We start from the raw sequence: 15,607 nt of genomic DNA on the forward strand, positions 1-15,607 counted from the left end.
CAAACTTTTTTGGAGAGTTTGATCTTGGCTCAGGACGAACGCTGGCGGCGTGCCTAATACATGCAAGTCGAGCGCGGGAAGCTAACTGATCCCCTTCGGGGGTGACGTTAGTGGAACGAGCGGCGGACGGGTGAGTAACACGTGGGCAACCTGCCTGTAAGATTGGGATAACTTGCGGAAACGTGAGCTAATACCGGATAATACTTTTCATCGCATGATGGAGAGTTTGAAAGACGGCTTCGGCTGTCACTTACAGATGGGCCCGCGGCGCATTAGTTAGTTGGTGAGGTAAAGGCTCACCAAGGCGACGATGCGTAGCCGACCTGAGAGGGTGATCGGCCACACTGGGACTGAGACACGGCCCAGACTCCTACGGGAGGCAGCAGTAGGGAATCTTCCGCAATGGACGAAAGTCTGACGGAGCAACGCCGCGTGAGTGAAGAAGGTTTTCGGATCGTAAAACTCTGTTGTTAGGGAAGAACAAGTATGATAGTAACTGATCATACCTTGACGGTACCTAACCAGAAAGCCACGGCTAACTACGTGCCAGCAGCCGCGGTAATACGTAGGTGGCAAGCGTTGTCCGGATTTATTGGGCGTAAAGCGCTCGCAGGCGGTCTTTTAAGTCTGATGTGAAATCTTGCGGCTTAACCGTGAGCGGTCATTGGAAACTGGAGGACTTGAGTACAGAAGAGGAGAGTGGAATTCCACGTGTAGCGGTGAAATGCGTAGAGATGTGGAGGAACACCAGTGGCGAAGGCGACTCTCTGGTCTGTAACTGACGCTGAGGAGCGAAAGCGTGGGTAGCGAACAGGATTAGATACCCTGGTAGTCCACGCCGTAAACGATGAGTGCTAGGTGTTAGAGGGTTTCCGCCCTTTAGTGCTGAAGTTAACGCATTAAGCACTCCGCCTGGGGAGTACGGCCGCAAGGCTGAAACTCAAAAGAATTGACGGGGACCCGCACAAGCGGTGGAGCATGTGGTTTAATTCGAAGCAACGCGAAGAACCTTACCAGGTCTTGACATCCTCTGACACTCCTAGAGATAGGATTTTCCCTTCGGGGACAGAGTGACAGGTGGTGCATGGTTGTCGTCAGCTCGTGTCGTGAGATGTTGGGTTAAGTCCCGCAACGAGCGCAACCCTTGATCTTAGTTGCCAGCATTCAGTTGGGCACTCTAAGGTGACTGCCGGTGACAAACCGGAGGAAGGTGGGGATGACGTCAAATCATCATGCCCCTTATGACCTGGGCTACACACGTGCTACAATGGATGGTACAAAGGGAAGCGAAACCGTGAGGTCAAGCAAATCCCATAAAACCATTCTCAGTTCGGATTGTAGGCTGCAACTCGCCTACATGAAGCCGGAATCGCTAGTAATCGCGGATCAGCATGCCGCGGTGAATACGTTCCCGGGTCTTGTACACACCGCCCGTCACACCACGAGAGTTGGTAACACCCGAAGTCGGTGAGGTAACCTTTGGAGCCAGCCGCCGAAGGTGGGACCAATGATTGGGGTGAAGTCGTAACAAGGTAGCCGTATCGGAAGGTGCGGCTGGATCACCTCCTTTCTAAGGAAGATAAAAGGCGTAGGCGACTGTTCAGCGGTGACCGCATAAGCAAGGAACCGTAAAGCACCTGGTCTTTGGTGCTTGGAGTGTCAATTGCTTATGACGCGAACCGCTAGGAGCTGAAGCTAGATTATTACGGAATATCTAAATATTTATTTGGATAAAGCATACTGGATTGTTTGGTTCAGTTTTGAGAGAGTGAATCTCTCAATTTTTGTACCTTGAAAACTAAATAAGAGTAATCAACGACATCAAAAATAAAAGAATGCAGCGACTGATTATGGTAGCTGAATCTAGATTAAAACGTAAAGCAAGGCTATTAATTTAGCACGCTTATTCATTGTAAATGTAGTTAAGTGAATAAGGGCGCACGGTGGATGCCTTGGCACTAGGAGCCGATGAAGGACGGGACTAACACCGATATGCTTCGGGGAGCTGTAAGTAAGCTTCGATCCGGAGATTTCCGAATGGGGAAACCCACTGCTCGTAATGGAACAGAACTTGTGTCTGAATACATAGGGCATAAGAGGCATACCTGGGGAACTGAAACATCTCAGTACCCAGAGGAAGAGAAAGCAAATGCGATTTCCCAAGTAGCGGCGAGCGAAACGGAAACAGCCCAAACCAGAGAGCTTGCTCTCTGGGGTTGTAGGACACTCCACATGGAGTTACAAAGGAATTCTTTAGACGAATCCATCTGGAAAGATGAGCCAAAGAGGGTAACAGCCCTGTAGTCAAAAGAGAATTCTCTCCGGAGTGTATCCTGAGTACGGCGGAACACGTGGAATTCCGTCGGAATCCGGGAGGACCATCTCCCAAGGCTAAATACTCCCTAGTGACCGATAGTGAACCAGTACCGTGAGGGAAAGGTGAAAAGTACCCCGGAAGGGGAGTGAAAGAGTACCTGAAACCGTGTGCCTACAAGTAGTCGAAGCGCATTTACGCGTGACGGCGTACCTTTTGTAGAATGGACCGGCGAGTTACGATCGTATGCAAGGTTAAGTGGAAGACACGAAGCCGCAGCGAAAGCGAGTCTAAACAGGGCGAATGAGTATGCGGTCGTAGACCCGAAACCGTGTGATCTACCCATGTCCAGGGTGAAGGTCAGGTAACACTGACAGGAGGCCCGAACCCACGTATGTTGAAAAATGCGGGGATGAGGTGTGGGTAGGGGTGAAATGCCAATCGAACACGGAGATAGCTGGTTCTCTCCGAAATAGCTTTAGGGCTAGCCTCAAAGATTTGAGTACTGGAGGTAGAGCACTGATTGGACTAGGGGCCCTCATCGGGTTACCGAATTCAGTCAAACTCCGAATGCCAGCTACTTAGACTTGGGAGTCAGACTATGGGTGATAAGGTTCATAGTCGAAAGGGAAACAGCCCAGACCACCAGCTAAGGTCCCAAAGTATACGTTAAGTGGAAAAGGATGTGGAGTTGCTTAGACAACCAGGATGTTGGCTTAGAAGCAGCCATCATTTAAAGAGTGCGTAATAGCTCACTGGTCGAGTGACTCTGCGCCGAAAATGTACCGGGGCTAAACGTATCACCGAAGCTGTGGATTGTCTTTTAGACAATGGTAGGAGAGCGTTCTAAGTGCTGTGAAGTCAGACCGTGAGGACTGGTGGAGCGCTTAGAAGTGAGAATGCCGGTATGAGTAGCGAAAAAAGAGTGAGAATCTCTTTCACCGAATGCCTAAGGTTTCCTGAGGAAGGCTCGTCCTCTCAGGGTTAGTCGGGACCTAAGCCGAGGCCGAAAGGCGTAGGCGATGGACAACAGGCAGATATTCCTGTACCACCTCGTGATCGTTATGAGTGATGGGGGGACGCAGTAGGATAAGGAATGCGCACCGATGGACGTGTGCGCCCAAGCAGTGAGAAAGTCAGATAGGCAAATCCGTCTGGCCATTTCAAGCTGTGATGGGGAGGCAACTATAGCCGAAGTTCCGGATTTCACACTGCCGAGAAAAGCCTCTAGCCAGATCACAGGTGCCCGTACCGCAAACCGACACAGGTAGGCGAGGAGAGAATCCTAAGGTGAGCGGGAGAACTCTCGTTAAGGAACTCGGCAAAATGACCCCGTAACTTAGGGAGAAGGGGTGCTCTATAGAGATAGAGCCGCAGTGAATAGGCCCAAGCGACTGTTTAGCAAAAACACAGGTCTCTGCGAAGCCGAAAGGCGAAGTATAGGGGCTGACACCTGCCCGGTGCTGGAAGGTTAAGGGGAAGAGTTAGGACCTTTGGTCCGAAGCTTAGAACCGAAGCCCCAGTAAACGGCGGCCGTAACTATAACGGTCCTAAGGTAGCGAAATTCCTTGTCGGGTAAGTTCCGACCCGCACGAAAGGTGCAACGACTTGGGCACTGTCTCAACGAGAGACCCGGTGAAATTATACTATGCGTGAAGATGCGCATTACCCGCGACAGGACGGAAAGACCCCGTGGAGCTTTACTGTAGCCTGATATTGAATGTCTGTGCAGCTTGTACAGGATAGGTGGGAGCCTCAGAAGCGTGAGCGCCAGCTTACGTGGAGGCATCCGTGGGATACCACCCTGGCTGTATGGACCTTCTAACCCAGGACCGTGATCCGGTTCGGAGACAGTGTCAGGCGGGCAGTTTGACTGGGGCGGTCGCCTCCCAAAAGGTAACGGAGGCGCCCAAAGGTTCCCTCAGAATGGTTGGAAATCATTCGCAGAGTGTAAAGGCAGAAGGGAGCTTGACTGCGAGACCTACAAGTCGAGCAGGGACGAAAGTCGGGCTTAGTGATCCGGTGGTTCCGCATGGAAGGGCCATCGCTCAACGGATAAAAGCTACCCCGGGGATAACAGGCTTATCTCCCCCAAGAGTTCACATCGACGGGGAGGTTTGGCACCTCGATGTCGGCTCATCGCATCCTGGGGCTGTAGTCGGTCCCAAGGGTTGGGCTGTTCGCCCATTAAAGCGGTACGCGAGCTGGGTTCAGAACGTCGTGAGACAGTTCGGTCCCTATCCGTCGTGGGCGCCNTGAAGGACGGGACTAACACCGATATGCTTCGGGGAGCTGTAAGTAAGCTTTGATCCGGAGATTTCCGAATGGGGAAACCCACTGTTCGTAATGGAACAGGACTTGTGTCTGAATACATAGGGCACAAGAGGCATACCTGGGGAACTGAAACATCTCAGTACCCAGAGGAAGAGAAAGCAAATGCGATTTCCCAAGTAGCGGCGAGCGAAACGGAAACAGCCCAAACCAGAGAGCTTGCTCTCTGGGGTTGTAGGACACTCCACATGGAGTTACAAAGGAATTCTTTAGACGAATCCATCTGGAAAGATGAGCCAAAGAGGGTAACAGCCCTGTAGTCAAAAGAGAATTCTCTCCGGAGTGTATCCTGAGTACGGCGGAACACGTGGAATTCCGTCGGAATCCGGGAGGACCATCTCCCAAGGCTAAATACTCCCTAGTGACCGATAGTGAACCAGTACCGTGAGGGAAAGGTGAAAAGTACCCCGGAAGGGGAGTGAAAGAGTACCTGAAACCGTGTGCCTACAAGTAGTCGAAGCGCATTTACGCGTGACGGCGTACCTTTTGTAGAATGGACCGGCGAGTTACGATCGTATGCAAGGTTAAGTGGAAGACACGAAGCCGCAGCGAAAGCGAGTCTAAACAGGGCGAATGAGTATGCGGTCGTAGACCCGAAACCGTGTGATCTACCCATGTCCAGGGTGAAGGTCAGGTAACACTGACAGGAGGCCCGAACCCACGTATGTTGAAAAATGCGGGGATGAGGTGTGGGTAGGGGTGAAATGCCAATCGAACACGGAGATAGCTGGTTCTCTCCGAAATAGCTTTAGGGCTAGCCTCAAGGAAAGAGTACTGGAGGTAGAGCACTGATTGGACTAGGGGCCCTCATCGGGTTACCGAATTCAGTCAAACTCCGAATGCCAGCTACTTAGACTTGGGAGTCAGACTATGGGTGATAAGGTTCATAGTCGAAAGGGAAACAGCCCAGACCACCAGCTAAGGTCCCAAAGTATACGTTAAGTGGAAAAGGATGTGGAGTTGCTTAGACAACCAGGATGTTGGCTTAGAAGCAGCCATCATTTAAAGAGTGCGTAATAGCTCACTGGTCGAGTGACTCTGCGCCGAAAATGTACCGGGGCTAAACGTATCACCGAAGCTGTGGATTGTCTTTTAGACAATGGTAGGAGAGCGTTCTAAGTGCTGTGAAGTCAGACCGTGAGGACTGGTGGAGCGCTTAGAAGTGAGAATGCCGGTATGAGTAGCGAAAAAAGAGTGAGAATCTCTTTCACCGAATGCCTAAGGTTTCCTGAGGAAGGCTCGTCCTCTCAGGGTTAGTCGGGACCTAAGCCGAGGCCGAAAGGCGTAGGCGATGGACAACAGGCAGATATTCCTGTACCACCTCGTGATCGTTATGAGTGATGGGGGGACGCAGTAGGATAAGGAATGCGCACCGATGGACGTGTGCGCCCAAGCAGTGAGAAAGTCAGATAGGCAAATCCGTCTGGCCATTTCAAGCTGTGATGGGGAGGCAACTATAGCCGAAGTTCCGGATTTCACACTGCCGAGAAAAGCCTCTAGCCAGATCACAGGTGCCCGTACCGCAAACCGACACAGGTAGGCGAGGAGAGAATCCTAAGGTGAGCGGGAGAACTCTCGTTAAGGAACTCGGCAAAATGACCCCGTAACTTAGGGAGAAGGGGTGCTCTATAGAGATAGAGCCGCAGTGAATAGGCCCAAGCGACTGTTTAGCAAAAACACAGGTCTCTGCGAAGCCGAAAGGCGAAGTATAGGGGCTGACACCTGCCCGGTGCTGGAAGGTTAAGGGGAAGAGTTAGGACCTTTGGTCCGAAGCTTAGAACCGAAGCCCCAGTAAACGGCGGCCGTAACTATAACGGTCCTAAGGTAGCGAAATTCCTTGTCGGGTAAGTTCCGACCCGCACGAAAGGTGCAACGACTTGGGCACTGTCTCAACGAGAGACCCGGTGAAATTATACTATGCGTGAAGATGCGCATTACCCGCGACAGGACGGAAAGACCCCGTGGAGCTTTACTGTAGCCTGATATTGAATGTCTGTGCAGCTTGTACAGGATAGGTGGGAGCCTCAGAAGCGTGAGCGCCAGCTTACGTGGAGGCATCCGTGGGATACCACCCTGGCTGTATGGACCTTCTAACCCAGGACCGTGATCCGGTTCGGAGACAGTGTCAGGCGGGCAGTTTGACTGGGGCGGTCGCCTCCCAAAAGGTAACGGAGGCGCCCAAAGGTTCCCTCAGAATGGTTGGAAATCATTCGCAGAGTGTAAAGGCAGAAGGGAGCTTGACTGCGAGACCTACAAGTCGAGCAGGGACGAAAGTCGGGCTTAGTGATCCGGTGGTTCCGCATGGAAGGGCCATCGCTCAACGGATAAAAGCTACCCCGGGGATAACAGGCTTATCTCCCCCAAGAGTTCACATCGACGGGGAGGTTTGGCACCTCGATGTCGGCTCATCGCATCCTGGGGCTGTAGTCGGTCCCAAGGGTTGGGCTGTTCGCCCATTAAAGCGGTACGCGAGCTGGGTTCAGAACGTCGTGAGACAGTTCGGTCCCTATCCGTCGTGGGCGCCGGAAGTTTGAGAGGAGCTGTCCTTAGTACGAGAGGACCGGGATGGACATACCGCTGGTGTACCAGTTGTTCCGCCAGGAGCATAGCTGGGTAGCTACGTATGGTAAGGATAAGTGCTGAAAGCATCTAAGCATGAAGCCCCCCTCAAGATGAGACTTCCCATCACTTCTAAGTGAGTAAGATCCCTCAGGGACTATGAGGTAGATAGGTTCGAAGTGGAAGCATGGTGACATGTGGAGCTGACGAATACTAATCGATCGAGGACTTAACTAACTTCTTAAAGGATGTCAGTGATTAACTCTTATTTAGTTTTGAAGGTGCAAACCTAAAAATATATGTCTAGTGACAATGGCGGAGAGGTCACACCTGTTCCCATGCCGAACACAGTAGTTAAGCTCTCCAGCGCCGATGGTAGTTGGGGTTAACCCCTGCGAGAGTAGGACGTTGCTAGGCAATTTTGAAAGGACAGAATACAAGTGTATTCTGTCCTTTTTGATTATCCTTTTATAGAAATGACGAGTATATATTATTTATTTGAAAGGCTCTTTGCGTATATTTTGTTGGTTTTTTACTTAGCATTTGAAGGATAATGTGCACTAACTTGTTAAGATAGTTGGTGCATTAATACCGCTACGGAAAGCGACTGCCCGCAGTGGAAATCAACGTGCACCAACAAACATTATTGTTCTGTAGGTTAATGCCCATCATATCTATTTTGTGTAAAAAGCAACAATCTTTTAGGAAGTAACCATTTCAAAAGTGTCAATAAAATCCTACTAAAAGGTTCAGCATTTTCATTTTTTATGACGAAACTAGGAACAATTCAGATTTTAGTAATAGGAGTTGCATAAAAATAGGGAGACTACAGAACTATCCTTGTAGTATCCCTAGTGTCCTTCATTTTATTGTGCTTTCTCCAACATTTGTCCAGTAGTAACAGTTTTTTTTCCTTGTTGATTGGCTATGACAATAGCTAATGCTGCAATGATTCCTGGAATAGCAAATATGATGAAATTCAGCTGTAAAGTTAAATTAGAATCGAGTAAAATACCACCAACGGCTGGTCCCATTATTGCACCTATCCGGCCGACCCCTAACGCCCACCCGAGCGCAGTTGATCGCATGGTTACCTCATAGAATTGGGAAGTGTAGGAATGGGTAAGGTTTTGTGTGCCAACTGTTGCAGCACCTGCAATCGCTACGATCCCATACAATAGTATCATATTCGTTGCAAATCCAAGACTTGTTATCGTGACAAACGCAACTAGGAAGAACAGAATAAGCGATTTTCCAACACCCCAACGGTCAGCAACCCACCCCATAAGTATGGAACCTACTGTAGCACCGGCATTTAATGCGAGCAAGAAGCTTAAACTTGAGCCAAGAGGGAAACCAGCTTCGGTCATAAATTTAGGAAGCCATGTATTCAAACCATATAACATCAGCAGAGACATAGCGTAGGTGATCCAGATCATCACCGTTAAAAGAGCTCTTTTTTCAGTAAATAAATTCTTCACTGGTGATGAGGTTTCCTTTGGCTTATTTAATACGAAAATTTCCTTTTCAGATGGTTTATAGTTTACATTTAACTTTAGAAGAATATTCTGTATCTTTTTCGTATCATTTTTAGTAATTAACGTACTGACTGAGTCTGGTAATAATTTGATTAAAAAAGGTATGAACAATAATGGAAGGGCACCAATGAAGAAGACGGATTCCCAGCCTAATTTTGCTACCATAAGCATACTTAAAAGAGCAGCGAAAACACCGCCAATTGAAAATCCGGTCATAATAGTAGCAATCATACGGCTACGCAATCTTTTCGGTGAATACTCACTAATCAATCCAATAACGTTCGGCATCATACCGCCCAATCCTAAACCGGTAATGAACCTGAATACTCCGAACCATTCTGGGCTTGGTGCTAGTCCTGATAGAACCATAAATAAACTGAAAATCGAAATACATATCAAGATAATTTTTTTTCGTCCTAATTTATCTGCCAAGGTTCCAAATATAAAAGCACCTAACATCATTCCAAATAAAGCATAGCTGCCATATATCCCTGCTTCAACAGATGATATTCCCCAATCTTCCATGATGGAAGGAACTACAGCACCATAGATGACTAAATCAAAGCCGTCAAACACCATTAAGACTGTACCCCAAAACAATAACATCCAATGAAACTTATTAAACTTTGCTTTTTCAATTAATTGTTCTGCATTTGTTGTATGCATTTATTCTCCCCCTCTAATTTAACCCCTAGTTAAGCGCCTAAAACAATCTATCTATGAATTCACATAATCGTTTATCACTGACACTTCATCCTGTCTCATTTTGTTGAATTATAGCTTGTAATCGCTGCCATTATTTTAGTATCAACTTCCAAAATGTACGCTACTTTCTTTTAGTCGCTTACTATTATTATAATACTAAGATTATTCCGACTTAAATTGAACTTTTCTTCGTTTTCGCCTTAATTCCAAAATATTCTTTATACTCTATGAAAAGGTGGCTTCATTAAATAGAGTGTGGGACTATAATATTCTTGTAAAATACGATGGAGATTTGTAGATTGTTTGCCGGCTGAATCTCGACATTAGGAACACTATTTATTAATAATTTGGCTGAAATAGATGGGAGTAAATGGTAATATAATGAATAAGAAAACTAGGAAAATGGGAAGATATTTGGACAGATCCAACGATAAACGGCTACTTTACGGGAGGATGGAGAACAAACCGAGGTCATATTAAATGAATCAATGGAACTTGAAATCAAATTCCAAGTTATGCTGGGAATTATGTGTTAGAAGTTGAGTTTTATACGAATTTTATTATAGTGTAAAAAGCGGGGTGGCTTTTTGAAAAAGATATTTGTGAAAGCTTGTAATTGGTTAGCCTTTATTCTTTTCATTCTTTGTATCATCAGTGTGTTATTTGATATTACGGTGTATCATTCTAATTACATTGTTTTCTATGGAATAAGTGTTTTAGGTTTAATTATCGGGCTAATGAGTTGGCTTTTTCGTAGGTTTAATCCAATGAAATCAGTCACTAAAATAGTAGGATATATTGGATTTTATGGGAATTTTGCCGTTGTTATTTTATTTTTTCCACCTATTTTTGCGATTTGGGGAACCTTTCTTTTTGGACCGTAAAAAGGATGGTTTAGGCTAGATATCTCTAGAATATAAAACCAAAAATATAGAGGGGAAAATGAATATGACCGTAAAGGAACGAATCAATAGAGAATACTTCCTGCAAATAAAGTCTCTATTTCCCTTCAACACCATCGACATTTCCTGGGAAATAATGATGGATTATGACAAATCAATCGACAGCTTAGGCGTTAGCAGATAGCGGTAAAATTAATTGTTTATCTTAACAAAATCCATTTACAAACCATCGTTTTGTTCTATAGAGCAAAACGATTTTTTAGTTTGAATTTTCATTTGTACTATTATGATAAATGTGCACTAACATGGAGTACGTTGATTTTAAGTTCGTATGAAGATTATTAGATACAAAATGAAAACCTTACAACCAGCGATGTGTTTTTCCGCAGTGGTATTAGCGCACCATCATCCCCTATTTATAATCAGTAACATAGCCTCAATTGATTAACAAATATTTAAACTACTTTTATATTTCCTCAATATTTACCCTATACAATCTAAGGTGAAGGATTGGTTGTGCATATTGTATTTGGAAGTTATAGGGGGTTGGGAAACGATGGAAATGCCGCTCATTACATTTTTACTTCCAGCGTATAATGAGGGAGAAAATATCCATGAACTGTATGAGCAATTGGTTTCGGAAACGAAGGATCTATATTATTCCTTCGAATACTTATTCATTGATGATGGTAGTACAGATGATACGCTTGATAAGATTAAATATCTTGCCTTTTATTCGGATGATGTGCGGTATGTTTCTTTCTCACGGAATTTTGGGAAGGAGGCTGCCATGTATGCTGGATTAAAGCATGCTAAAGGGGAGGCGGTCATCATTATGGATACGGATTTACAGCATCCGTCTCATTTAATTCCGTCCTTAATAAAGGGATATGAGGCGGGATACCATCAGGTGATTGCAAAGCGCAATCGCAAAGGGGAGTCCAGATGTAGTCAATTTTTCACCAGAAGCTTCTATCAAATCATGAATAAATGGAGTGATGTCGCCCTTCAGAATGGGGAAGGAGATTTTCGATTATTAAGTAGAAAAGCGGTAAATGCCCTTCTCAGTTTAAGTGAAGGGAATCGTTTTTCAAAAGGACTTTATTCATGGATTGGTCTGTCTCAAACGACGGTGACCTACGAGAATGTCCTTCGGGAAAATGGAAAAAGTAAATGGAAATTCTCTTCTTTACTTTCCTATGCACTGGATGGAATGCTTTCGTTTAATACGAAGCCTTTACGATTATGTTGCTATTTAGGGCTTATCACGATATTGATGTCGTTTATTTATATTTTCATTACGTTCCTTTCCATTATCCGTAATGGGGTGGAGGTGCCAGGATATTTTACAACGATTTCAGCAGTTCTCTTTCTTGGCGGTGTTCAATTATTTTGCTTAGGAATTATTGGTGAGTATATCGGCCGAATCTACAATGAAACGAAAAAACGACCGCATTATATTCTGGAGGAAAGTAACACAACGGATCCAAACGTAGAAGTTAGAGAAATCATACCCCCGCATCGTTCATGGGATTTATCAGAAAAACAAGGAAAAGAGAAAGTGACTTCATAGTTTGGGGGAAGAGAAAGTTTGAATAAAGAATTTGTTCGATTTGTTGTGGTAGGTGTGATCAATACCATCAATTACTATGTCCTTTATTTATTCTTGCTGAAGGTAATAGGCGTATTTTATCTACCAAGTCATTTTGCTGCTACAATCATCAGTATGTACATATCTTATTTCTTAAACGTTTATTTTACATACAAAGTAAAACCGTCCTTCCAATCCATTCTGATGTTTCCGCTCACCCAAGTTGTGAATGTGGGTGTACAGGGGATGTTACTACTTATTTTTGTTGAACTATGGGGGATACCAAATATAGTTGCACCATTTTTTGCAGCAGTGTTCACCATACCTGTTACATTTTACGTTACAAGGAGAATTTTGCACTAATGTATAAAAAAAACAGGAAGCATTGGGTGGGGATTATTGTTGTTGCCTTGGTCGTTTCCACGATATGTCATCTCTTTTTTATCCTACAAAAAGCAGATGGTATTCTGATGACGGGATTCAATGATGGATTGTCTCAGATGCTTCCATTTAAAAAGCTTATCTATGACGAATACACGAGGGCTAACTTCTTTTATTCGGATTCCTTTGGGTTTGGTGGGGGAATTTACTCCCAGCTAGGCTATTACTACTCAACCAATATCCTATTCCTTATCCATGTTGCTTTCATTTTTTTATTAGAAACGTTACATATTATACCCCATCCGGATATGGCTTTTTGGGCGGATGCTATTTTGCCAATGAGTATTGTGAAGCTTGCTGCAATCATTGTGGTGACGACCGTTTATTTTAAAAAAATATCTTTCCGAACGGCTGCTGCATTCCTAGGTGCCGTTGTTTACGCAGCGAATGTCCTTTATTTCCGACATGCGATGTATTGGGATTTCTTTACGGATGCGATGTTTTGGTTTGTCCTGCTTCTCATTGGGATGGAAAAAATAATACGAAAAGAGTCGACATTGGTTTTTGGAATCGCGGTTGCAGCAAATCTTATTACAAATTTTTATTTTGCTTACGTGAATTTTCTTCTAGCCTTCTTTTATATCTTGCTTCGGTTCGTGATCAAATTTGATAGAAACGAAGAAAAGCCTGTAAAGCAAATTCTTCGGTACAGTTACGTAGGGATGATTGGATTTCTAGTCAGTGCGTTCGCCTTTATTCCAAGTGTGATAGGTTACTTAAAGAACTATCGCCCAGCTTATACGGACATAATTCCGCTACTAGGCTTTACCGATAATATTTTGTTTAACAGTCGTGTTCTATTTTTGCCGGTATTTGTTGTCATCATGGTTTGTTTGATACGGTTTTATAAATATCCTGTATTTCGCTTTTTTGCGATACTATCAATTGTAGGATCCGTGCTCCATTTTGTTCCGTACGTTGGAAGTGTGTTTAACGGATTCTCGGCACCACAAAATCGCTGGGAGCACATCGTTTGTCTCGGCTTTGGTGGCTTGGTAGCTTTCGTCTTCCAGCATGTTAAGGAAGTAAAGACAAAGCATATTCTCCATGGTTTGATAGCATATCTTCTTTTAGCGACTGTGATAGTGAAAATAGATGATTACACATTGAATCAAATGTCGGATTGGATTATTCCTGTGATATCTTTCTTGTTCATCCTGGGCTTCCTTTTTATAAGGAAAAGGGCAGTGCTTTTCATCAGTATCGTGCTTTTCATGGTCATTTCTGCAAATACGTTTCAGTCGGTGAGATTAATGATTCCGCCAAAGGATGGTGTGTTGGCTAGTGAGTCTGTCTTGCTTGATTCAGAAATGTATAATTCTCAGGAACAACGGCAGCTCATTGAGGTGATGGAAAAAGAGAAAGCAACCGAGCATAGCCGAATCGATTGGATGGCGCCTACGCGGAATAATACACCGATTGTCCAAGATTACGATGGAATGAGTGTGTATTCGAGTATTTTGAATGAGAATATTCTCTTTTTCTATTATACCTATGCTGAAATTAGTATGGATCGGGAGAGTGTAAGTCGATATGCGACATTAGGGGACAGAGCCAACTTGATGAGTCTATGGAATGGCCAGTTTTACATGCGAGAGAAAGAAGCAAAGACTGCTCCATATGGCTTTAGAAAAATAGTTGAGAGTGAAAATTATGTTGCCTATGAAAATCAATGGTTGCTTCCAGCTTTTCGTAAAACGAATGTCTTGTATGATGCGGATACATTATTAAAAGAGTCTATATTGACAAGAGAGCATGCGATGCTTTCTGGGGCGATTGTTGAAAATGCGGATATTACTCTGGCTGGATTGCAGAAAGCGGTGAAAATCCGTGATTACTCCATCCAAGAAGTGACGGCTACCTATGATGGAGAGAGGTTAGTTGTTCATGAGGATGGCGGTGGTCTGGAGCTCTCACTCGATGAAGCCTTGAATGAAGGGGATGTTTATCTCTCTTTTTATATTGATGGCATTCGAAAAAAAGATGACTTTTACCTAGAGGTGAATGACTACCAAACATTAAGAAAAAAGTCTGATTCTATCTATCGGACAAATGTCAATGACGTAACCATTCGTGTTGAAGCGGATGAGACAATTTGCTTAAAGCTCCCAAAAGGAGATTACGAGTTAAGAGATTTGCAGATTTTTCATGAGGATTATAGGGTATTGCGAGATGTGCATGAAAAATATGAGGGGAGGGCCCCTTTACCGATAACATGGGAAAATGGCTTGGTTAAAGGCACGGTTGTTAGTGAAGAAGAAAATGAGATGATTGTCACGCCAATTCCGTATGAGAAGGGTTGGCATTTGAAAGTAAACGGGAAGAAAGTTCCGATTGAAAGAGTGAATTACTCGTTTATTGGCATCCCCTTAGAGGTTGGGGAAAATAACATTGAAATGATGTATCTTCCTCCGTATTTTGGCTGGACAGTTGCGATGAGCCTTGGTGGGGGAATAATCTTTTGTTTTCTGTTATATAGGGAGAGGTTGAATGCGAAAACGCGTACTACCATCAAGTAAAGGGGGACCTACGACAATATGGAAAAAGAGATGTTGCTAGAAAAATTACATCAAAATAAAATGGTCGCTGCTCTAAAGGATCCGAAATATATGGAAAAAATGCTGAAACAAAAGCAAAATTTGAGTGCTGTGTTGCTAATGACCGGTACGATTTTAACCGTGAAGCGCTATGTTGATTTTATTCAAGATAATGGGCTCCCGGTGATTTTACACGTGGAGAAAATAGGTGGTCTGGAAATGGACAAGTCTGGAATGGACTTTGTAAAAAAATACGTCAAGCCAGCTGCCATCGTAACGACAAATCAAGGAATTATAAAACGGGCGAAAAAGGCTGGATTGTTCGTTGTTCAGCGAATCTTTCTAATCGATACGGATGTGTATCATCATTTAGTACAGGATCCTCGTAATATCCAGGCCGATGTAATTGAAATTATGCCAAGCAGGGCACCAGACTTTATTGAAAAATTATCCAAAGTGTCACCCGTTCCTGTGATTACAGGAGGACTGCTGTCATTACCAGAGCACGCCAAAGTTGCATTAGAACACGGTGCTATCGCAGTTTCTACTTCTAATCCGGATATGTGGAAGGGAGATTTAAGTCAGATGTAAAGGGGGGAGAGGTTTTTGTCTCCCTTTATTATTTTGCTTCTCATCGCTTTGATTACTTTTTTTCTTTTCCTTTCTAACTCATTTATTCTAACCATATC

General features: G+C 44.5%; 7 protein-coding genes, 3 rRNA genes and 1 other annotated feature. Of the genes, 9 read left to right on the plus strand and 1 reads right to left on the minus strand.

Annotation, left to right across the window (positions count from 1 at the left end; translation table 11 throughout):
* Nucleotides 1–6 precede the first annotated feature (6 nt).
* The 4 genes from CAO17_RS01435 to rrf all read left to right on the plus strand — a co-directional run bounded on the left by CAO17_RS01435 (nucleotide 7) and on the right by rrf (nucleotide 7,621).
* A 16S ribosomal RNA gene (locus CAO17_RS01435) occupies nucleotides 7–1,570 on the plus strand.
* 350 nt (nucleotides 1,571–1,920) lie between these two features.
* Nucleotides 1,921–4,586: ribosomal RNA gene (locus CAO17_RS21275) — 23S ribosomal RNA — on the plus strand.
* The 16S and 23S rRNA genes sit together here, the layout of an rRNA operon.
* Nucleotides 4,587–4,638: 52 nt before the next feature.
* Nucleotides 4,639–4,905 (plus strand): hypothetical protein, encoded by a 267-nt coding sequence (locus CAO17_RS21280; RefSeq protein WP_218775516.1) that lies wholly within the window; start codon nucleotides 4,639–4,641, stop codon nucleotides 4,903–4,905.
* Between the two features lie 186 nt (nucleotides 4,906–5,091).
* Nucleotides 5,092–7,429 (plus strand) — a sequence feature (most likely nonfunctional fraction of RNA operon).
* 77 nt (nucleotides 7,430–7,506) lie between these two features.
* Nucleotides 7,507–7,621 (plus strand): 5S ribosomal RNA (gene rrf, locus CAO17_RS01445).
* Between the two features lie 449 nt (nucleotides 7,622–8,070).
* Here rrf and CAO17_RS01450 read toward each other — a convergent pair.
* The gene (locus CAO17_RS01450; protein WP_085991069.1) at nucleotides 8,071–9,408 is read right to left on the minus strand and encodes an MFS transporter; all 1,338 of its coding nucleotides are present in this window, start codon (nucleotides 9,406–9,408) and stop codon (nucleotides 8,071–8,073) included.
* Between the two features lie 626 nt (nucleotides 9,409–10,034).
* Between CAO17_RS01450 and CAO17_RS01455 the strand changes: the two genes are divergently transcribed.
* The 5 genes from CAO17_RS01455 (at nucleotide 10,035) to CAO17_RS01475 (ending at nucleotide 15,509) form a co-directional block, all read left to right on the plus strand.
* Nucleotides 10,035–10,331 carry a hypothetical protein gene (locus tag CAO17_RS01455; RefSeq protein WP_085991070.1) on the plus strand — a complete coding sequence of 99 codons (297 nt, stop codon included), beginning with the start codon at nucleotides 10,035–10,037 and terminating at the stop codon, nucleotides 10,329–10,331.
* A 574-nt stretch (nucleotides 10,332–10,905) separates the two neighbouring features.
* Nucleotides 10,906–11,922: a glycosyltransferase family 2 protein gene (locus CAO17_RS01460; RefSeq protein ID WP_085991071.1), complete on the plus strand. Its 1,017-nt coding sequence runs from the start codon at nucleotides 10,906–10,908 to the stop codon at nucleotides 11,920–11,922.
* Between the two features lie 18 nt (nucleotides 11,923–11,940).
* Nucleotides 11,941–12,303: a GtrA family protein gene (locus CAO17_RS01465; protein ID WP_085991072.1), complete on the plus strand. Its 363-nt coding sequence runs from the start codon at nucleotides 11,941–11,943 to the stop codon at nucleotides 12,301–12,303.
* A complete protein-coding gene (locus CAO17_RS01470) occupies nucleotides 12,303–14,900 on the plus strand; it encodes a YfhO family protein (protein WP_179151861.1) in 2,598 nt (865 codons plus the stop codon). Before CAO17_RS01465 ends, CAO17_RS01470 begins: the two co-directional genes overlap by 1 nt.
* Nucleotides 14,901–14,918: 18 nt before the next feature.
* Nucleotides 14,919–15,509, plus strand: coding sequence for a glycerol-3-phosphate responsive antiterminator (locus CAO17_RS01475; RefSeq protein ID WP_085991074.1), 591 nt, complete (start codon nucleotides 14,919–14,921; stop codon nucleotides 15,507–15,509).
* Nucleotides 15,510–15,607 lie beyond the last annotated feature (98 nt).

The sequence above is a fragment of the Oceanobacillus senegalensis genome, from assembly GCF_900176885.1.
GTDB classification, from domain to species: Bacteria; Bacillota; Bacilli; order Bacillales; family Amphibacillaceae; genus Oceanobacillus; species Oceanobacillus senegalensis.

Excerpts from the sequence above, each read along its gene's own strand:
- CAO17_RS01450 (WP_085991069.1), bottom strand. The coding sequence starts at position 9,408 with ATGCATACAACAAATGCAGAACAATTAATTGAAAAAGCAAAGTTTAAT.
- CAO17_RS21280 (WP_218775516.1), top strand. The coding sequence starts at position 4,639 with ATGGGGAAACCCACTGTTCGTAATGGAACAGGACTTGTGTCTGAATAC.
- CAO17_RS01470 (WP_179151861.1), top strand. The coding sequence starts at position 12,303 with ATGTATAAAAAAAACAGGAAGCATTGGGTGGGGATTATTGTTGTTGCC.
- CAO17_RS01460 (WP_085991071.1), top strand. The coding sequence starts at position 10,906 with ATGGAAATGCCGCTCATTACATTTTTACTTCCAGCGTATAATGAGGGA.
- CAO17_RS01475 (WP_085991074.1), top strand. The coding sequence starts at position 14,919 with ATGGAAAAAGAGATGTTGCTAGAAAAATTACATCAAAATAAAATGGTC.